Raw genomic sequence first — 19,380 nt, forward strand, 5'->3', positions numbered from 1 at the left:
TCGCATGGGTGGGAGCTAAGGATCGATCCACCGCGCAGCGGTGGCCGAGAACCCGGAGCCGGGCCCCCGGCAAGGATCAGTCGCGTTCGCCCAGCAAGGGCCGCAGCTGCTTCGGCAGGAGGTCGTTGCACTGCTGCTTCGACTGGCTGGTGAGGGCGTCGCTCACGCACGTGTAGTAGTCGCGGTACACCAGCTGCGCGGCGAACGTCGCCGCCACCATCGCCAGGGCGAGCGACGCCGTCACCAGGCCGCTGATCGCCGCCGTCCGCTGCGGCTTCGTGCTCGCGGGATCGGCCGCGGGCTGCGGGGCGGCGGGCGCCGTCGGGTCCGGCTGCTTCGGCTTCGCCCGCAGCGAGCTGATGCCCCAGTGCAGCGCGAGCGCGCCCAGGAGCAGGGCCACGTACCGCCAGCCGAAGAGCGCGAAGAAGAAGGCCCACATGCCGGAGAGCAGGGCGTAGCGAGCGCGGCGCTGGGCCGGGTCGGTCGGGTCCCAGCGCATGCCGGAGCCGGGCCCGGAGGGTCCGTCGGAGCCCTGGCCCCCGCCCTCCTTGCCGGGGCGCTCGCCGAAGCCGCCGCCCTGGGAGCGGCCGGGCTGCCGGTCGCTCCACTGGCTGCCCCAGGGGGAGTGGCCCTGGTCGTCCTGGTGGTCGCCGCCGTTGCCCGGCCGGGGCCGCCACGGCTGGTCAGGGGTCCCCTCCGGCGGTGGCGCGAAGGGATTGTCGTCGTTCTCCCCGGACTTCTTCCCCGGCTTACCGGACTTCTTCCCGGAGTCGCCGGAGCTGCCCGAGGAGTCCTGTGAGTCCTGGGAGTCCTGCGGCAAGGACGACGGGCGGCCGTCGCGCAGCAGCGTCGAGCCGCGCTCCCCTGCGTGCGTCAGTCCGAACGCGAAGGACAGCGGGAGGCGGAGGCTACGGTCCGGCATCAGGTGTGCGTCTTCCCCTTGGTCGAGCGAGCTTGGTCGAGCAGGCTCGGCTGACGAGCTTGACTGACGAGCTTGGCTGGCGAGCTTCTGGACGGTGTGACGTCTTGGTGCAGACGCTACCTTCCGGCCGCGCCCCCGTCCCGTGAGGGGCCGCACCGTGTGCCGGTATCGTTGCTGACGGTCGGCCGCTTCGTAGAGTTCCCCGTATCGCTGGGGGCGAAGCCTTTGTACGACCCTACAAAGACGCACCTCCCGAGAAAGGGCCCCGCTGTGGCCAAGAGCCCTGTGGCCAAGCGCCTGGTCGTGCTGGTCTCCGGATCAGGCACGAATCTGCAGGCTCTGCTCGACAAGATCGCGACGGACGGGACGGCCGGCTACGGCGCCGAGATCGTCGCGGTCGGCGCCGACCGCGACGGCATCGCCGGCCTGGAGCGTGCCGAGCTCGCCGGGATTCCCACCTTCGTCTGCCGGGTGAAGGACCACGCGACGCGCGACGAGTGGGACGCGGCTCTCGCCGAGGCGACCGCCGCGTACGAACCCGATCTGGTCGTGTCGGCCGGGTTCATGAAGATCGTGGGGAAGCGATTCCTCGCTCGGTTCGGCGGGCGGTTCGTCAACACGCACCCCGCCCTGCTGCCCAGCTTCCCGGGGGCCCACGGTGTGCGCGACGCGCTCGCGTACGGCGCGAAGGTCACGGGATGCACCGTCCACTTCGTCGACGACGGCGTCGACACCGGCCCGATCATCGCCCAGGGCGTGGTCCCGGTCGGGGATGAGGACGACGAGAGCGCTCTGCACGAGCGCATCAAGGAAGTCGAGCGAAGGCTGCTCGTCGATGTCGTGGGGCGTCTGGCCCGCAACGGCTACCGCATTGAGGGACGAAAGGTACTTATCCCGTGACCGCCGAAGGTACGCACGGTTCGCAGCGCCCCATCAAGCGCGCGCTCATCAGCGTCTATGACAAGACCGGGCTCGAGGAGCTCGCGCGCGGGCTGCACGAGGCCGGCGTCGAGCTCGTCTCGACCGGTTCGACCGCAGCGAAGATCGCCGCCACCGGGGTGCCCGTCACCAAGGTCGAGGAGCTCACCGGCTTCCCCGAGTGCCTGGACGGCCGGGTCAAGACGCTGCACCCGCGCGTGCACGCCGGGATCCTCGCCGACCTGCGCCTTGAGGACCACCAGCGCCAGCTCGCCGACCTCGGCATCGAGCCGTTCCAGCTGGTCGTCGTGAACCTCTACCCCTTCAAGGCGACCGTCGCGTCCGGCGCGACGCCCGACGAGTGCGTCGAGCAGATCGACATCGGCGGCCCCTCGATGGTCCGCGCCGCCGCCAAGAACCACCCCTCGGTGTCGGTCATCACGAGCCCCGACCGGTACGCCGACGTGCTCGCCGCCGTCCGTGACGGCGGCTTCGACCTGACCGCCCGCAAGCGCCTGGCCGCCGAAGCGTTCCGCCACACCGCCGAGTACGACCTCGCGGTCGCTTCGTGGTTCGCGGACGACTACGCGAGCGACGGCACGGACTTCCCCGAGTTCATCGGCAGCGCGTACGCCCGCAAGAACGTTCTGCGCTACGGCGAGAACCCGCACCAGGGCGCCGCCCTCTACGTCGACGGCAATGGAGGCCTCGCCGAGGCCGAGCAGCTGCACGGCAAGGAGATGTCGTACAACAACTACACGGACACGGACGCCGCGCGCCGTGCCGCGTACGACCACGACGACCCCTGCGTCGCGATCATCAAGCACGCCAACCCCTGCGGCATCGCGATCGGCGCGAACGTCGCCGAGGCGCACCGCAAGGCGCACGCCTGCGACCCGCTCTCCGCGTTCGGCGGCGTGATCGCGGTCAACCGCCCGGTCTCCAAGGAGATGGCCGAGCAGGTCGCCGACATCTTCACCGAGGTCATCGTCGCGCCCGAGTACGAGGACGGCGCCCTCGAAGCCCTCACCAAGAAGAAGAACATCCGCGTCCTGCGCGCCCACCAGGCCCCGTCCAACACGGTGGAGGTCAAGCAGATCGACGGCGGCGCGCTGCTCCAGGTCACCGACCGCCTCCAGGCCGACGGCGACAACCCCGCCAACTGGACGCTCGCCACGGGCGACGCCCTGAACGCGGGCGAGCTGGCCGAACTCGCCTTCGCCTGGAAGGCGTCGCGCGCGGTGAAGTCCAACGCGATCCTGCTCGCCAAGGACGGCGCGTCGGTCGGCGTCGGCATGGGTCAGGTCAACCGCGTCGACTCCGCGAAGCTCGCCGTCGAGCGGGCCGGCGAGGAGCGCGCGCATGGTGCGTACGCCGCCTCTGACGCGTTCTTCCCGTTCCCCGACGGCCTGGAGATCCTGACCGCCGCGGGCGTCAAGGCCGTGGTGCAGCCGGGCGGTTCGGTCCGTGACGAGCTGGTCGTCGAGGCCGCCAAGAAGGCGGGCGTGACGATGTACTTCACGGGTACGCGGCACTTCTTCCACTGAGTACTGGGATGAGTACTGAGCGCTGAGCAACGGCTGCGGGCCGTGTCCCCCTAGGCAGGGGGACACGGCCCGCAGGCGTGAAGTGCCTCAGTAGCGGGGGCGGTTGAACCACGCGGTGCCGCTGGGCACGACCGGGGCGATCGTGATGATGACGGCGAAAGTCACCCAGATCAGCGGGCCGATGATGGCGGTCGCGAGACCGGAGTCGAGACCCACGAAGAGGGCGATCAGGCCGACGATGCCGCCGAGCGCGCCATAGATGACCGTGGTGATCCGGACACCCTGGCCGCCGCGGCTGAACTTCACGCCGAGCGTGATCGAGAGCGCGGCCAGACCCGCCGCGATCAGCGCGACCACGATGAGGATGCCCGCGATGGCGTCCCCGCCGTCACTCACGCCGCCGAAGCCGTAATCGTCGGCGCTGTCGGAGACATCGCTGGCGATGGCGCCGATGTAGAGGTAGACGATCGCGGCGAGTATCTGCACCGCCGAGATCAGGAACAGGAAGACGCGCGCGGTGACCAGGAGCCCCGGCATCGACTGCGGCATCATGTTGCCGCCCGGGTAGCCGGGGTACGCCGGCTGCTGCGGGTAGCCGTAGCCCTGCTGCGGCGGGACGCCGGGCGGGGCCTGGGGGTAGCCGTATCCGGGAGCGGCCGGGGGCTGCTGGGGCGGCTGCCCGTAGGGGTTGTTCGGGTCGCCGTAACTCATGGCGGTCTTCCTCCGTCGGGTAATGCGGGGACGACGCGGCACATCACGGAGGAATGTTCTACAGATGCGGTCCGTCCCCCCGACACTGCCCGCGGCACTGTGTCGCATATCGTTCTTTAGGCCAGGCTTATTTGTCCAGCCGCATTCACTATGCGTTGTGCAAGTGCAACAGAGCTGGTCAGGTCTCGGGACACGGCTGAGACACAGTCGGCCCGTGGCGGCGACCTGATTGGTACCGGGCGGGTCCCATCCGGGAAGATGGGGTCATGAGCGCCCAGATTCTCGATGGCAAGGCCACCGCAGCCGCGATCAAGTCCGAACTGACCGCCCGCGTGGCGGCCCTGAAGGAGAGGGGCCTCACGCCCGGCCTCGGCACCGTTCTGGTCGGTGACGACCCGGGCAGCCAGAAGTACGTCGCCGGCAAGCACCGTGACTGTGCGCAGGTCGGCATCGCCTCCATCCAGCGCGAGCTGCCCGCGACCGCGACGCAGGACGAGATCGAGTCCGTCGTCCGCGAGCTCAACGGAGACCCTGCCTGCACCGGCTACATCGTGCAGCTCCCGCTGCCCAAGGGCATCGACGAGAACCGCGTCCTCGAACTCATGGACCCGGCCAAGGACGCCGACGGCCTGCACCCGATGAACCTCGGCCGTCTCGTCCTGAACGAGCCCGCGCCGCTGCCCTGCACGCCCTTCGGCATCATCACGCTGCTCCGCCAGTACGGCGTGGAGATCAACGGTGCCGAGGTCGTGGTCGTCGGCCGTGGTGTGACGATCGGCCGCTCCATGCCGCTCCTGCTCACCCGCCGCTCGGAGAACGCGACGGTGACGCAGTGCCACACCGGCACCCGCGACCTGTCCTTCCACCTGAAGAAGGCCGACATCATCGTGGCCGCCGCGGGCGTCCCGCACCTGATCAAGCCCGAGGACGTGAAGCCGGGCGCCGCGGTCCTGGACGTCGGCGTCTCGCGCGACGAGACCGGCAAGATCGTCGGCGATGTGCACCCGGGCGTCCGCGAGGTCGCCGGGTGGATCTCGCCGAACCCCGGCGGCGTCGGCCCGATGACGCGTGCCCAGCTGCTCGTCAACGTCGTCGAGGCCGCCGAGCGCGCCGCGTCCGCCGCCGCGAGCTGAACCGGGAAAGGGTGAGCCCATGAGCGCCGAACCTGATCAAGGAGCATCGCCGGCCGACGTCACGGAGACCGAGGCCGTGGCGGACGCCGAAGCCAAGGGTGCCGTCAGCGCCCCCGGCCCCGACGGGCCGAAGAAGACCACGCGGCGCTTCCCGCTCCTGACCCGGGACACCGCGCGGCCCGAGGGCGGCGGCCGGGCCGCGGGCGGCGACGCCCCCGCGCCCGCCCGGCAGTGGCCGCTGCTCACCGTGCTCTCCACGGTGGGGCTCGGGCTGCTGCTCACGGCCTTCGACGTGTTCCGCGTCGGCACGATACTGATCGGCCTCGCGCTGATCGCGGGCGCCGTCATGCGGTGGGCGCTGCCCGGCGTCGGCATGCTGGCGGTCCGCTCGCGCTTCACGGACATGGTCACGTACGGCTCACTCGGCCTCGCCATCGTCCTGCTCGCGATGATGGCGCAGCCCAATCCGTGGCTGCGGATCCCGTTCCTGGGCGAAACCCTGCACCGGACGATCACGACCTAGCGGTCGGCACGAACGCATGACGGTGGCCCGTCCTCCCCCGGGGGACGGGCCACTGCCGTGCAGCGGAGAGGATCAGCCGCGGGCCGAGGCGGAGGTGTAGGACGCCGCCTTGAAGCCCACCCTGGTGCTCACCTGGATGGAGTGGGCGCCGCCGCCCTTGGTGCACTTGATCCAGAAGTCGTGCTTGGTGCCGTCGTACTTGTGGATCTCGAAGTTGCCCTCGTAGTGGCTGAAACTCAGCTTGCTGTCGTTCTTGCCGAACGTGTTCTTGCCGACGATGCCGTCGGCGCTGAGGCCGCGGGCCGCCTGCCACTCTTGGTCGCCGTCTTCAATGACATTGCGGTCCCTTCTCCGGAGCGCGGCCCGGCCCCCCCGTTGGGTCCCCCCGTCGGGCCCCGCTCCCGAACTGCCGGGCCCCGGTGGTCGGCCGGTGCCCGTGGTGCTGGTCCAAGAAGCTACGGGCGGCCCGGCGGGGCGTCGTCCCGCACTCGGTTGATCTCGCGGTGCGCCCTGCGCGGTATCCGCGCGGTTCCTGCAACTTCCGCTGTACCGCGGTGGTTTGACGTTCCGGTGCCCGCACCCGGGCTACGCTGCGGCGATGCGGATGCGCCCCCTCGTCGCCGACACGTCGATCGCGGTCGCCCTCACCACGGTCGCCGTACTCCTCGGGCAGGAGTCCGCCAAACAGGGGTGGCCCGAACTCGACGTGCGGGGCTACGTGCTGGTCGCGCTGGTCAATGTGCCGATCGTGGCCCGCAGCAGGGCCCCGCTCACCGTGCTCACCGTCGTGTACCTGGCCTGGATCGCGTACGTCACCGTCGGCTACTGGCCCGTGGTGAACACCTTCGGGCCCATGCTCGCCGTCTACACCGTCGCCTCCTTGAAGCCTCCGCGCGTCTCTCTGCCGTGCGCCGCGCTGATGAGCGCGGTCTGGATCTACGCCGGCGCGATCAGCGAGGGCGCCACCATGGCGTCCGTGATCGGGCAGGCCATCGGCTTCCCCCTGGTGATCTGGCGGTTCGGGCATGTCGCACGCCGGTCCGCCGAGCTGGCCAGGCAGCTCAAGCGTGAGCAGGACGAGCGGGCGCGGCGCGAGGTGGCTGAGGAACGCGGGCGCATCGCACGGGAGTTGCACGATGTCGTCGCCCACCACATGTCGGTGATCTCCGTGCAGGCGGGCCTCGCGAAGTTCGTCTTCACGTCCGATCCGGCCACCGCGCACGCCGCGCTGTCCACCATCTCCGGTACCAGCGGCGAGGCGCTGGAGGAGCTGCGCCGCATGCTGCGGGTGCTGCGGGCCCGGGAGGAGGGCGACGGCGCGCCCGACGCGCCGATGCCGGGGCTCGCGCGGCTCGGCGAGATGGTGGAGCGGGTGCGGGCCGGGGGAGTCGCCGTCGAGCTGCGCGTCGAGGGGACGCCGCGGCAGCTCGCTCCCGGCGTCGAACTCTGCGCGTACCGCGTGGTCCAGGAGGCGCTGACGAACGTACTGAGGCACGCGCGCGGTGCCGGTGCGCTGGTCGAACTCCGTTATCAGCCGCACCACGTGACGGTCTCGGTCACCAATGACGGTGAGGGGGTGATTCCGGACAGAGTGGGTACGGGGAGCGGCCATGGGTTGATTGGGATGCGGGAGCGGGCCAAGCTCTACGGCGGGACGATCAGCATCGGCCCGCGGAGCGAGGGAGGGTTCGCCGTGCGACTGACCCTGCCGACCTCGGCGCAGGCCGCATCGCAGGGGGACGACGCGACTTAAATGACCAGGGTGCTCGTGGTCGACGACCAGTTCCTCATCCGGGCCGGTCTGGTGGGGCTGCTGCGTGCCGCGCCCGGCATCGAGGTCGTCGGGGAGGCGGGGGACGGGGCGGAAGCCGTCGCGCTCGCCGCGACGACCCGGCCCGACGTGGTCCTGATGGACATCCGCATGCCCGGTATGAGCGGCATCGTGGCCACCGAGAAGATCCTCTCCGAGGCGCCCGAACCGCCGCCGCGCATCCTGGTGCTGACCACGTTCGACCTCGACGAGTATGTGTACGGGGCGCTGCGGGCCGGAGCGTCGGGCTTCCTGCTCAAGGACTCCGGGCCCGAGCGCCTGCTCGCCGCGGTGGCCGCCGTCGGGGGCGGCGACGCGCTCTTCGCGCCCAGCGTCACCTGCCGCCTCGTGGAGGCCTTTGCCCGGCAGGCAGGGGCCGGGGCCAAGGACCGCGCCGAACCGCCCGCCGATCTGCGGGCGTTGACCCTGCGCGAGGTCGAGGTGCTGAAGCTGATCGCCACGGGCCTGTCCAACACGGACATCGCCGACCGCCTCTACATCAGCGAGGCCACCGTCAAGACCCACCTCAACCGCACGATGTCCAAACTCGACCTGGACAGCAGGGCGCAGGCCGTGGTGGTGGCGTACGAGTCGGGCCTCGTCACGCCGGGCGGCGGTGGCGGAAGGCGCTGATCGCTGAGGCCCCGGTAACTGAAGGCGGCGCCCGTCCTCTCCCCCGTGGGAGGACGGGCGCCGCCGGTCTGCGGGGGGCCGCTCCAACGGGAACCAGCGTCATCCCCCCCGCGGAATCCGTACAAGGGATGCCTTGCCCCTGTGGCACGGAGGTGACCATTCCGCAGCGGTGTTCCCAGCCCGCAACAGGTGGCGGCGGGGCGCGGAAGGAACCACTTCGGGTCGCCCCGCCGTCATGTGGGCAGACAGCGCCGCCCCCGCCGTCACGGCCACCGTCGAGCCCCACCAGTACATTCGGGATCGATTGGGGCGTCCCGAGCTGCTGCCAGGGGTTCCGGATCGTGATGTGGGACAGCGATGGGACACTGGACGCCGGACCGCACGGAGTGCAACGGTGCACGCCCGTGGACCGAATGCCTCCGTGCGCCCTCGGTCCGGGAACTGACATCCTGACTTTGGGCATCCCTCTGGGTAGCCCATGACAGGAACAGCGGGGGCTGCCTCATGGGCGGAGCGGGGGGAACCACGCGCGGGGGCACGTTGGCACGTACGGGGGGATGAGGGGGAGCAATGCCTCGTTGGAAGGCGCTACCGGATGAGCTGGACGCGGAGGTCAGGGAGTTTGCCAGTCAGCTGCGCAGGCTCGTCGACCGCAGTGGTCTGAGCATTGCCGCGGTGTCGGACCGCACCGGGTACAGCAAGACGTCGTGGGAGCGTTATCTGAACGGGCGGCTGCTCGCTCCGAAGGGTGCGATCGTCGCGCTTGCCGAGGTGACGGGCACCAATCCCGTGCACCTCATCACCATGTGGGAGCTCGCGGAGCGTGCGTGGAGCCGCTCCGAGATGCGGCACGACATGACCATGCAGGCGATTCGGATCTCCCAGGCGCGGGCCGCGCTCGGCGAGCTGGGACCGAACCCGCCCAAGGGCAAGGGGAATGGCGGCGCCGCGCGCAACGGCGCCCCCGGCACCAGCGCCGGCACCGGCGGCGGTGTCGATTCCGCCGACCGCCCGGGCCGTCCCGGCGGGAGCGTCACCGGGGTCGCGGGTCCCGCGGGCGTCTCGCCCACGGTGCCGCCGCAGACGCCGTACGGAGGCGGAGCCGTGGGCGGCCAGGGCGCCGGGTCGGCGCCGTCCGGTCCGGCCGCTCCGGGGCGTGGCGCGGACTCGCCCGACCGGCAGCGGCGGCGCAGGAAGCTGACGATGTTCCTCGCGGGCGTCGTCGGCGCGCTCGTCGTCATAGCCGCCGCCGTCTTCCTGACCGGCGGCCTCGGCAAGGACGACAAGGGCGACGAGAGCGCCAAGCCGCCGGCGTCGCCGAGCACGAGCGAGAAGGACCTGCCCGCGGGTGTCGAGTGCACCGGCAAGAGCTGCACCGGCAAGGACCCGGAGACCATGGGCTGCGGCGGCGAGCTGGCTGGTACGACGACCCGCGCGACGGTGGGCAAGGCCGTGATCGAGGTCCGCTACAGCAAGACGTGCGGGGCGGCATGGGCGCGCATCACGCAGGCGGCCCCGGGCGACAAGGTCACGATCTCCGGCGACGGCGCCAAGCAGAACGGGACCGTGAACGCGGACTTCGACGCGTACACGCCGATGGTGGCCGTCAAGGACGGTGCTTCGGCGGAGGCGTGCGCGACCCTCAAGGCCGGCCAGACCGGCTGCACGAAGTAGGTGCAGCCGGGTCCGGACGTCGGGAGTGACCACCGGGAGGTGGCGGCCGCCAACACAGGGGGGGGAGCGCGGCGGCCGCCTGGGGGTGTGACCACTCCCGTGGGGGTACTCGTGCGTGTGCCCTGACCTACGCGAGACATGCCTGTCGATTTCGCGGAATTTTCTCGCAGGCCTCTGAGCCGCTGTTTCCCTGCGGATTTCCTCCCCCTGACTGCCGTCCGACGGCACGGCTGGATCTTTGTGGGGTGGGCCACACCCTCCCGGGGTTCGGGGGTAGGCGGGGCGCGATAGCCTGAGCGGCGGATCTCTCTTGATGCCAAGAGATCGATCATCGAGGGCGTCCTTGGGGATCCAGCACAAGGGGCAGGGACCCCCACCGCCAGCTGTCTTACGGAGATCGCCATGACCCGCACTCCCGTGAATGTCACCGTCACCGGCGCGGCCGGCCAGATCGGCTACGCGCTGCTCTTCCGCATCGCCTCGGGCCACCTGCTCGGCGCGGACGTGCCGGTCAACCTGCGACTGCTCGAGATCACGCCGGCCCTCAAGGCCGCCGAGGGCACCGCCATGGAGCTCGACGACTGCGCCTTCCCGCTGCTGAACTCGATCGAGATCAGCGACGACCCGAACGTCGCCTTCTCCGGCGCCAACGTCGCCCTCCTCGTCGGCGCCCGCCCCCGCACCAAGGGCATGGAGCGCGGCGACCTGCTCTCCGCCAACGGCGGCATCTTCAAGCCGCAGGGCAAGGCGATCAACGACAACGCCGCGGACGACATCAAGGTCCTCGTCGTGGGCAACCCGGCCAACACGAACGCGCTCATCGCGCAGGCCGCCGCCCCGGACGTACCGGCCGAGCGCTTCACCGCGATGACCCGCCTGGACCACAACCGCGCGCTCTCGCAGCTGTCGAAGAAGACCGGCGCCCCGGTCTCCGACATCAAGCGCCTCACCATCTGGGGCAACCACTCGGCCACCCAGTACCCCGACATCTTCCACGCGGAGATCGCCGGCAAGAACGCCGCGGACGTCGTGAGCGACCAGTCCTGGCTCGCCGACGACTTCATCCCGACCGTCGCCAAGCGCGGCGCGGCGATCATCGAGGCCCGTGGCGCGTCCTCGGCCGCCTCCGCCGCCAACGCCGCCATCGACCACGTCCACACGTGGGTGAACGGCACGGCCGCCGGTGACTGGACCTCCATGGGTATCCCGTCGGACGGTTCGTACGGCGTTCCGGAGGGCCTCATCTCCTCCTTCCCCGTCACCACCAAGGACGGCAAGTACGAGATCGTCCAGGGCCTGGACATCAACGAGTTCTCGCGTGCGCGCATCGACGCGTCCGTGCAGGAGCTCACCGAGGAGCGCGAGGCGGTTCGCGGCCTCGGCCTCATCTAGTACGCCCTCCCGTACGGCTCGGCTCGTACGGCAGCTCGTCCACCTCGCCCCCGGCGGCCGCTCGATCGGCAGCCGGGGGCGACGTGCGTCCCGGCCGGTAGCCGAAGGTGACCAGGGCCGCCGCGGCCACCACCGCGAGCCCCACGACCCGCAGGGCCGCCTCCATGCCGGAGGTGAATCCCGGGTGCGAGGCGAGGACCGTCCCCGTGACGGCCACCCCGAGTGCGGCGCCGACCTCGCGGGCCGAGGTGCCCAGGCCCGAGCCGAGCCCGGCCTGGTGCGGCGGCAGCGACGAGACGACGCCGAGGGTGAGCGCGGGCATGCACATCCCGGTGCCCGCCGAGATGACGAGCAGCCAGCAGGCGTACGCCGCGTAGGGCGTGCCCGCGTCCGCCGTGGACGCCCCGAGCAGGCCGAGCCCGATCAGGAGCAGTCCGCCGCCCACCAGCGGGCGCGGCCGGCGCGACCAGCGGGCGGCGAGCTTCGGGACCAGCACCATCCCCACGGTGAGCGGGATGATGGCGAGGCCCGCGCGGGCGGCGCCGTACCCCTTCACGTACTGCAGGTACTGCGAGTTGACGTAGAAGAGCGCGAAGAGGCCGAAGAAGGACGCGGCCGTGCCGAGGGTCGCCGAGCGCAGCCGGCGGGATCTGAAGACCCGCGGGTCGAAGAGCGGCGCGCGGGAGCGCAGGGCGTGCGCCACGAAGGCGCCGATGAGGGCCGCGCCCAGCGCGAACGCGACGAGGATGCGCGCCGACGTCCAGCCGTACATGGGGCTCTCGATGATGCCGAAGAGCACCGCGAGCAGCCCGCCGGTGAGGAGGACCGCGCCGACGGGGTCGACAGCGGCATCGGGTGACGTCTCCGTACGGGGCGCGGTGCGCGCCACGGCGAGGGCGAGCAGCGCGGCGAGCGGCACCATCAGCCAGAACAGCGCGCGCCACGGCAGGTACTGGCCGATGAGGCCGCCGACCGCGTTCCCGGCGAAACCGCCGAGCCCGGCGGCGAGGGCCCAGGAGGCGACGGCCCGCGGCCGCTGCTCGGGCGTGGCGGTGCGCACCAGGATCGACATGGTCGCGGGCATGATCAGCGCGGCCCCGGCGCCGGAGACACCGCGTCCGGCGATCAGCTGGACGGGTCCGGTGGCGAGCGCGCTGACCGTGGCGCCCAGGGCGAAGAGGCCGATCCCGCAGAGCAGCGCGCCCTTGCGGCCGTACCGGTCGCCGAGTGCGCCCGCCGGGATGAGCAGCCCCGCGAAGACGATGACGTACGCGTCGACCGTCCACAGCAGTTCGCTGGACGAGGGGGCGATGGACGACGAACTCAGCTGCGGGATCAGGAGGTTGATGGCGGCGACCATGCCCTGCGCGACGAGCACGCAGGCGCAGAGCGTCAGTTCGGCCGAGCGCTTGAGGCGGTTCGGGGCAGGCGAGGGCAAGGCTCCTCCAAGGAGCGTCAGGGGTCGTGGTGCGGGGGGTCCTGCCACCGTAGGCTCGGTGCTTACCTGATCTCCAGTGCAACCTTTGCAAGGGATGAATGCGTGTGACGCAATCCGAACCGGGCCCTCCCGGCAGCGGCCTCGACCTCAACCTCCTGCTCGCCCTCGACGTGCTCCTCGACGAGGAGAGCGTCTCCGGCGCCGCCCGCCGTATGCACCTGTCGGAGCCCGCGATGAGCCGCACCCTGGGCCGCATCCGCAAGGCCCTCGGCGACCCCGTCCTCGTGCGGGCAGGACGGCAGATGGTGCCCACCCCGCACGCGCTCGCCGTCCGGGCCGAGGTGGGCGCCGTGGTGGAACGGGCGCGGGCGCTGTTCGCCGGTCCCGGCGCGGCCGATCTGCGCACCGTGTCCCGCACCCTCACCGTCCTCGGGCAGGACTCGATCGCCGCCGCCTACGGCCCCGCGCTGTTCGCCCGCGCCGCCGCCGAGGCGCCCGGCGTCCGCATCCGCTTCCTCGGCGAGAGCCACGTGGACGCGCCCGTGCTGCGCGAGGGTACGGCCGACCTGGAGGCCGGGGTGATCGACACGGTCGCGCCCGAGGTGCGGGTGGAGCGGCTGCGCGACGACCGGATGCTGGGCGTCGTGCGCCCTGGACACCCGCTGCTCCAGGGTGAGTTGACCGCCGAGCGGTTCGCCGCCGCGGACCACATCACGGTCTCCAGGAGGGGCAGGCTGCACGGGCCGCTGGACGCCGCCCTCGCCGAACGGGGGCTCGAGCGCCGGGTGGTGGGCAGCGTCGGGACGTATCCCTCGTCGCTCTTCATCCTCCTGCGCACCGATCTGGTGGGCCTGGCCGTCTCCTGGGCGCTTCCCCTGACGGACACCCTCGGCCTGGTCACCTTCGAGATCCCCCTCGGCCTGCCGGTGCTCCCGCTGGGCATCGCCTGGCACCCCCGGCACGACGCGGACCCGGCCCACGCGTGGCTGCGGCAATGCGTGCGGGACCTGCTCGCGGAGGCCCCCGCCCGCACAACGGCCGAGGATTCACTTATTCGAGGGGCATAATCACCTTTCTGTGGCCGTTGGGTACACGCTCAGTTACGATCCAATTCCGCTTCATCCCAACGGAGTTGGCCATGGCAGCTCACACCGAGGCCACCAGACTGCTGTGCGCCGGTGTCCATCTGGACGCGGTGTTCCGCAGGCGGGTCGTCTCCGAACTCGTCGGCCATGCGGAGCGCCCCGTGGCGCCGCCGCTCGGTGCCGATGTGCTTCCGGTGCTCGCGCACGCGCTGCGCGCCCGGCGCGAGGAGCTGTTCACCGCGCTGCTCCTGGCAACCGTGTGGATCGGGTTCCTCGTCACCGACGCGGTGATGGTCTGGGACGCGCTCGAAGACGCCCAGGGCGGCAAGTCGGGCGTCTCCGGCATCGACCTCGCGCTGCTCGCCTTCGACCCGGACGACCTCGTGGACACGGGACCCGACGGCACGTTCGGCTCCTTCGTGCCGGGCGGCTGGGCGATCGCGTACGCCGTGGTGGTCGCGTCGCTGTGGCTCGCGCGGGTCGTCTCCGGCCGGGGCACGGACGGCGGGATCCTGCGGCGGGTGGAACTGCCCGGACCGCTGGCCTGGCTGCGGCGCCGGATCGGCTGGCTGGTGACCGCGTTCGTGTGGTGGTGCGCCGCGGCGTACGTGTACTCCGCGCTCGCCGTGATCAGGGACACCCCGTACCCCGTGATCTTCCCGCTGCTCATCGCGGCCGTGGTGTGGCGCCACCAGTTCCTGCGCAAGCGGACCCTGCGCACCCAGCTCGCCCGGCAGGCCTTCGCCGAGACCGAACAGCCCGCCGTCCCGCGCCGGTTCTCGCGCATCGTCGACTGCATCCACCGCGAGCAGAACGCCCCGGTCACCCTCTACGACGCGAACCGCCCCTTCGTCGGCGCCGGAAAGCCCCGCAAACCGTGGTCGGTCGTCCTTGAGCTGCAGCGCGCCGAGAAGGAGAAGGAGCGGGACGCCGGGGTGCCTCCGCAGCGCGCGTACGAACCGCTCGCCGCCCGTGAGGTCATCAAGATGATCGAGCCGCGTCTGAAGGATCTGCGCAGGTCAGCCGCGGCCAGCAGCGTGGACCGGCTGCGGGACCTGGAGATCGAGGAGTTCGTCTACCTCCCGGCGGGCGCGGGCCGCGACGAGCAGCTCTACACCGGACACGGGTACGAGACCGCGGGGCTCTACGACGCCGGCCAGGCGGCCCGGCATCTCGAACGGGCGGCCGGTGAGGGCGGGGAGGCGCGCCGTCACTTCCTGCGGATCCGGGTCGGCGCCTGGAACGAACAGGTCGTCGTCTCGCTCCTGGTCCGGGTGCACACCCAGGGCGGCATGCTGGTCCTCGAAGTGGTGCCGCACGTGCTCGGGCCGATCGTCCCCGAGTTCCGCGAGGTCGACACGATCGTGGCCCGCGAGCCGGAGGGTCCCGTCCGCGACGCCCTGCGCGCCTGCGTCGACGGCCCCGCGGTCGGTGTGGCGATCGGCATCGCCGCCCTGCGCGCACTGCCCTCGCTCGTCCCCTCGTTCCGGCTCTGGCTCGCGCAGCCCGAGGGACCCGTCGCCGCGCCACCGGCGGCGCGCGCCCTGCGGGTCGCATGCGACTGGCTCGGGATCGGCGCCCCCGCAGAGGCGCCGCCGGACGCCCCGGTGGTCTCGCTGCGCCAACTGGCCAGCACCGACGACCTCTCGCTCTTCCAGGAGATGGACGTCGCCCGCTATATCCGCACCCTCCAGGACCGCATCGGCGAGGGCGTGCGCGACGCGCTGCGGGCCGGCGGCTTCCGTACGGACCGACTGGAACAGAACATCACGCAGATCAACAACAGCGGGGTCTACATCACGGAGATGTCCGGCGGCGCGATCGCCACCGGCTCCCACGGCCGGGCCACGCACACCGAGAGGAGCACGGCATGAGCGGCGAGCAGGACACCGGCGGCGGGGCGCACGTCCAGATCGGCTCGATCACCGGCGGCTCCCAGGCCTTCGGTTCGCACGGCACGGCCGAGTCCACCAACCACACGGTGGTGGTGGCCGATCCGAAGCAGCAGCACCTGCTCACCCAGGTCCGCGCACTGCGCGGCGAACTGGCCCGGGCCGAGGGGCGCACGGCCGGCGACGAGGCGCTCGACGCCGAACTGGGCGAGGTGGAGGGGGAGATCGGCCGCGCGGGCCGCAGTGACGCCGGACTGCTCGGCAGGCTCCGCACCCGCCTGGAGCAGTACGGCGCCGCCGCCGCGACAGCCGCCTCCGTGACGGCCGTCCTCCAGGCGATCGCCCAGGTCACGGGCTGAGGGACGAGCGGTGCGGATCTTCGACGCCGACCGCCAGGAGTGGGTCGGCCACGAGCAGGAGCAGCGGATCGCCGAGCTCCACGGCCGGGACGCGGTGCGCCAGGGCAAGGCTCTGCGCGGTGTCGTGACGGTTCTCGCCGTGTGCGGTCTGGGCTTCGGGGCGTGGGCGCTCGGCTGGAAGGACGAGCCCCGCCCGACGGGGTACTTGACGGTTCTGGAGCAGCCTTCGAAGAGCGCGGGCACCGGCGTCGAGGGCGACACCGCGGCCCCGTCCCCCGAGGGAGTGCCGCCCGCCCCGTACGAGGAGGTGTTCGACGAGGAGGGCTTCAGGCTCGCGGTGCCGCGGGGGTGGGTCCGTGACCTGGTCGAACCGGCCGAGGGCTTCAACGTCGTCAACTACCGCAGCCCGAAGGGAGACGGGCGGCTCCAGGTGTACCGGGTGGGGGAGTCGTCCCCGTACTCCTCGCTGCGGACCTGGCTGGACGAGACCCCGATGCCCGGCGGCTTCGACCAGCTCGGCCCGCTGGAGCGCACGGACGACGACGGCCGCCCCGCGGCCCGCGTCGAGTACGTGGCCGACACGTTCAAGGGCGAGCCCGACGCCGGCCCGTGGCACGTCATCGACCATCGCTTCGAGGCGGTGGACGGCCAGTTGTACGCCCTGGCGGTGTACGGCTCCGACGCGGACGGCAGGGACGACGAGGAGGAGTTTCTGTCCACCGCCCTGTCGTGGTTCTGCCCGCCGGGCGAGACCTGCCCCAAGCCTTGATCACCACCACCTGCAGCCTGTTGCCAACCTGCTCGCAGATGTAGTACTTCTTATACATGAGTGAGCAGGTGCACAACAGGTTGGCGATGGTGCGCGCGGAGCGGAAGGTGTCGCGCCAGAGCCTGGCCGAGGCAGTGGGGGTCCACTACCAGACCATCGGCTACATCGAGCGCGGGCAGTACAACCCGAGCCTCGACCTGGCGCTGAAGATCGCGGTGTTCTTCGGGCTGCCGGTGGAGGCACTGTTCTCCCTGGAGCCGTTCCGCCCGCTCACGGACGAGGTCTACGGGAGGAGTCAGGGATGACGGGCCAGCAGGTGCGGGAGACGGGGGCGCAGCGGATGACCGGCTACGACCGGCGGATGTTCGCGCTCATGAACCGGCGCGAGGCCGCGCCGATGTACGCCACCGCCGTGCGCAGGCGCATCGCGGTCGGCGCCCACATCGCGCTGACCGTGGCGAGCGTCGCGGCCTGGCTGCTCACGGTCGTCGGCGACCAGCGCTGGGCGATGTGGACGATGCTCGCGCTGCTGCTGCCGTGGTGCGTCGCCACCGGCGTCATCAACGGCGCCACGCGCGGCCTCCTCGAACTGCGTGAACGCGCGCTCGACGAGCGGCAGCGCGCGGAGCGCGTCCGCGTCGCGGCGCGTGCCCGTCAGGTCATGCTGTGGCTGCTCCTGGTGGCCGCTGGTGGTGCCGGATTCGCCGCCTACCAAGGATGGGACGCCGAAGGGCTGCTCTTCCCGGCGCTGTTCACCGCGTTCGTCGTGCACTGGCTGATGCCGCTGTGGGTGGCGGGGCTCGCCGTGCAGGACGAGCCCGCGGACCTCGACGAGACCGACTGACGGGCCCTCGGGCCGAGTTCCGGCCATTCCCTGTATAGCGCCACCTCACCGGACAAACCCTTCTTCCTGCGTACGTTTCTCCCCAGGTGCCTGCACGCGCAGTGACACAGCGCACTTTCAGTTATGTAATGCGCATGGTTTCTCCACCCGGGGGCATGTGCCCCCGGCTACCGCGGGTGACCGGCGGGGCGAATGACAGGAACGGAAGGCAAACGGGACGTGTCCGCACAACAGACCATCCATGTGGGCGGAGAGTGGCGAAACGCCCTCTCCGGCGCCACACGCGAGATCCTCGACCCGGCTGATGCCAAGCCGTTCGCGCTGATCGCCGAAGGCGGCACCGAGGACACCGACGCGGCCATCGCCGCCGCACGCGAGGCGTTCGACCACGGACCGTGGCCGGCCACGCCCGTCGCCGAACGGGCCGCACTGCTGCGCCGCGTGGCGGACCTCCTCGTACGCGACCGGGAGAAGATCGGGCTCCTGGAGAGCCGCGACGCCGGCAAGACCGTCGAGGAGGGCCGCGTCGACGTCGACTGCGTCGCCGACGCCTTCCGCTACTTCGCCGACCTGGTGATCGGCGAGGGCGCGGGCCGTGTGGTCGACGCCGGGTCCGACGACATCCACAGCGTCGTCGTGCACGAGCCGGTCGGCGTCTGCACGATGATCACGCCCTGGAACTATCCGCTCCTGCAGGCCAGCTGGAAGGTCGCCCCCGCGCTCGCCGCGGGCAACACCTTCGTCATCAAGCCGAGTGAGGTCACTCCGCTGACGACGGTCGCGCTGATCGAGCTGCTCGTCGAGGCGGGCCTCCCGGCCGGTGTCGCCAACATCGTGACCGGCCCCGGCCACACCGTCGGCGCGCGCCTCTCCGACCACCCCGACGTCGACCTGGTCTCCTTCACCGGCGGCCTCGTCTCCGGCACCAAGGTCGCGCAGGCCGCCGCCCTCGGCGTCAAGAAGGTCGCCCTCGAACTCGGCGGCAAGAACCCGAACGTCGTCTTCGCCGACGCCTGCGCCACCGAAGAAGGCTTCGACACCGCCGTCGACCAGGCACTCAACGCGGCCTTCATCCACAGCGGGCAGGTCTGCTCCGCCGGTGGCCGCCTCATCATCGAGGAGTCGGTGCGCGAGCGCTTCGTCGCCGAACTCGCCCGCCGCGCGAGCCGCATCAAGCTGGGCCGCGGCACCGAGGACGGCGTGGAGTGCGGCCCGCTCGTCTCGCAGCAGCAGCGCGAGAAGACCGAGATGTACGTCGCCTCCGCGCTGGAGGAGGGCGCGGTCCTGCGCACCGGCGGCAAGCGCCCCGAGCCCAGCGACGTGCGCCCCGCGACCGGCTACTTCTACGAGCCGACCGTCCTTGACCAGTGCCACCGCGAGATGCGCGTCGTCCGCGAGGAGGTCTTCGGCCCGGTCCTGACCGTCGAGACCTTCCGCACCGAGGACGAAGCGGTCGCGCTCGCCAACGACACCGAGTACGGTCTCGCGGGTGCCGTCTGGACCAATGACGCGGGCCTCGGTCGCCGCATGGCGCGGCGCCTGCGCCACGGCACGGTCTGGATCAACGACTTCCACCCCTACCTGCCGCAGGCCGAGTGGGGCGGCTTCGGCAAGAGCGGCGTCGGCCGCGAGCTCGGACCCGCCGGACTCGCCGAGTACCGCGAGTCCAAGCACATCTACCAGAACCTCGCACCGCAGCCGGTCCGCTGGTTCGCGGGCTGAGGCCCGAC

The 19,380-nt window shown here is 71.4% G+C and carries 18 protein-coding genes; 15 read left to right on the plus strand and 3 right to left on the minus strand.

Translation table 11 applies throughout. The annotated features are described in order from the left end of the window. Window positions 1-76: 76 nt before the first annotated feature. A complete protein-coding gene (locus AB0E78_RS27160; protein WP_361837419.1) occupies window positions 77-922 on the minus strand; it encodes a hypothetical protein in 846 nt (281 codons plus the stop codon). A gap of 270 nt (window positions 923-1,192) precedes the next feature. On the opposite strand from AB0E78_RS27160, the gene purN reads away from it, so the two are divergent. After that, window positions 1,193-1,822: a phosphoribosylglycinamide formyltransferase gene (gene purN, locus AB0E78_RS27165; protein ID WP_361837421.1), complete on the plus strand. Its 630-nt coding sequence runs from the start codon at window positions 1,193-1,195 to the stop codon at window positions 1,820-1,822. Beyond that, window positions 1,819-3,387, plus strand: a complete 1,569-nt coding sequence (gene purH, locus AB0E78_RS27170; RefSeq protein WP_361837424.1) for a bifunctional phosphoribosylaminoimidazolecarboxamide formyltransferase/IMP cyclohydrolase — start codon at window positions 1,819-1,821, stop codon at window positions 3,385-3,387. The genes purN and purH overlap by 4 nt, the downstream gene beginning before the upstream one ends. Before the next feature lie 87 nt (window positions 3,388-3,474). Here the strand turns inward: purH and AB0E78_RS27175 are convergent, their stop codons facing one another. Further along, window positions 3,475-4,098: a hypothetical protein gene (locus tag AB0E78_RS27175; protein WP_361837427.1), complete on the minus strand. Its 624-nt coding sequence runs from the start codon at window positions 4,096-4,098 to the stop codon at window positions 3,475-3,477. A gap of 266 nt (window positions 4,099-4,364) precedes the next feature. On the opposite strand from AB0E78_RS27175, the gene AB0E78_RS27180 reads away from it, so the two are divergent. The 6 genes from AB0E78_RS27180 (at window position 4,365) to AB0E78_RS27205 (ending at window position 11,263) form a co-directional block, all read left to right on the plus strand. Continuing rightward, a complete protein-coding gene (locus tag AB0E78_RS27180; RefSeq protein ID WP_361837430.1) occupies window positions 4,365-5,231 on the plus strand; it encodes a bifunctional methylenetetrahydrofolate dehydrogenase/methenyltetrahydrofolate cyclohydrolase in 867 nt (288 codons plus the stop codon). Between the two features lie 19 nt (window positions 5,232-5,250). Then, a complete protein-coding gene (locus AB0E78_RS27185) occupies window positions 5,251-5,754 on the plus strand; it encodes a DUF3017 domain-containing protein (RefSeq protein WP_361837432.1) in 504 nt (167 codons plus the stop codon). 598 nt (window positions 5,755-6,352) lie between these two features. Continuing rightward, window positions 6,353-7,507, plus strand: coding sequence for a sensor histidine kinase (locus tag AB0E78_RS27190; protein WP_361837435.1), 1,155 nt, complete (start codon window positions 6,353-6,355; stop codon window positions 7,505-7,507). Then, window positions 7,508-8,197, plus strand: a complete 690-nt coding sequence (locus tag AB0E78_RS27195; protein WP_361837437.1) for a response regulator transcription factor — start codon at window positions 7,508-7,510, stop codon at window positions 8,195-8,197. A gap of 570 nt (window positions 8,198-8,767) precedes the next feature. Next, on the plus strand, window positions 8,768-9,871 hold the full coding sequence (locus AB0E78_RS27200) for an XRE family transcriptional regulator (protein ID WP_361837440.1): 1,104 nt from the start codon (window positions 8,768-8,770) through the stop codon (window positions 9,869-9,871). A 402-nt stretch (window positions 9,872-10,273) separates the two neighbouring features. Further along, window positions 10,274-11,263, plus strand: a complete 990-nt coding sequence (locus AB0E78_RS27205) for a malate dehydrogenase (protein WP_361837443.1) — start codon at window positions 10,274-10,276, stop codon at window positions 11,261-11,263. Here AB0E78_RS27205 and AB0E78_RS27210 read toward each other — a convergent pair. Then, window positions 11,256-12,701, minus strand: a complete 1,446-nt coding sequence (locus AB0E78_RS27210) for an MFS transporter (RefSeq protein WP_361837446.1) — start codon at window positions 12,699-12,701, stop codon at window positions 11,256-11,258. The genes AB0E78_RS27205 and AB0E78_RS27210 overlap by 8 nt on opposite strands. 98 nt (window positions 12,702-12,799) lie before the next feature. Between AB0E78_RS27210 and AB0E78_RS27215 the strand changes: the two genes are divergently transcribed. From AB0E78_RS27215 to AB0E78_RS27245, 7 genes are all read left to right on the plus strand, one after another. Then, window positions 12,800-13,768, plus strand: coding sequence for a LysR family transcriptional regulator (locus AB0E78_RS27215; RefSeq protein WP_361837449.1), 969 nt, complete (start codon window positions 12,800-12,802; stop codon window positions 13,766-13,768). Window positions 13,769-13,839: 71 nt separating this feature from the next. Then, the gene (locus tag AB0E78_RS27220) at window positions 13,840-15,660 is read left to right on the plus strand and encodes a hypothetical protein (RefSeq protein WP_361837451.1); all 1,821 of its coding nucleotides are present in this window, start codon (window positions 13,840-13,842) and stop codon (window positions 15,658-15,660) included. After that, on the plus strand, window positions 15,657-16,037 hold the full coding sequence (locus AB0E78_RS27225; RefSeq protein WP_361837454.1) for a hypothetical protein: 381 nt from the start codon (window positions 15,657-15,659) through the stop codon (window positions 16,035-16,037). The genes AB0E78_RS27220 and AB0E78_RS27225 overlap by 4 nt, the downstream gene beginning before the upstream one ends. Window positions 16,038-16,047: 10 nt before the next feature. Then, window positions 16,048-16,806: a hypothetical protein gene (locus AB0E78_RS27230; protein ID WP_361837457.1), complete on the plus strand. Its 759-nt coding sequence runs from the start codon at window positions 16,048-16,050 to the stop codon at window positions 16,804-16,806. Window positions 16,807-16,862: 56 nt separating this feature from the next. After that, entirely contained in the window at window positions 16,863-17,111 is a 249-nt protein-coding gene (locus AB0E78_RS27235; RefSeq protein ID WP_160506754.1) for a helix-turn-helix transcriptional regulator, read from the plus strand. After that, entirely contained in the window at window positions 17,108-17,650 is a 543-nt protein-coding gene (locus AB0E78_RS27240) for a hypothetical protein (RefSeq protein WP_361837460.1), read from the plus strand. Before AB0E78_RS27235 ends, AB0E78_RS27240 begins: the two co-directional genes overlap by 4 nt. 192 nt (window positions 17,651-17,842) lie before the next feature. Further along, window positions 17,843-19,372 carry an aldehyde dehydrogenase family protein gene (locus AB0E78_RS27245; protein WP_361837463.1) on the plus strand — a complete coding sequence of 510 codons (1,530 nt, stop codon included), beginning with the start codon at window positions 17,843-17,845 and terminating at the stop codon, window positions 19,370-19,372. The last annotated feature ends 8 nt before the right edge of the window (window positions 19,373-19,380 follow it).

Origin of the sequence: Streptomyces sp. NPDC032198, from assembly GCF_040636975.1 — a bacterium.
GTDB lineage: Bacteria > Actinomycetota > Actinomycetes > Streptomycetales > Streptomycetaceae > Streptomyces.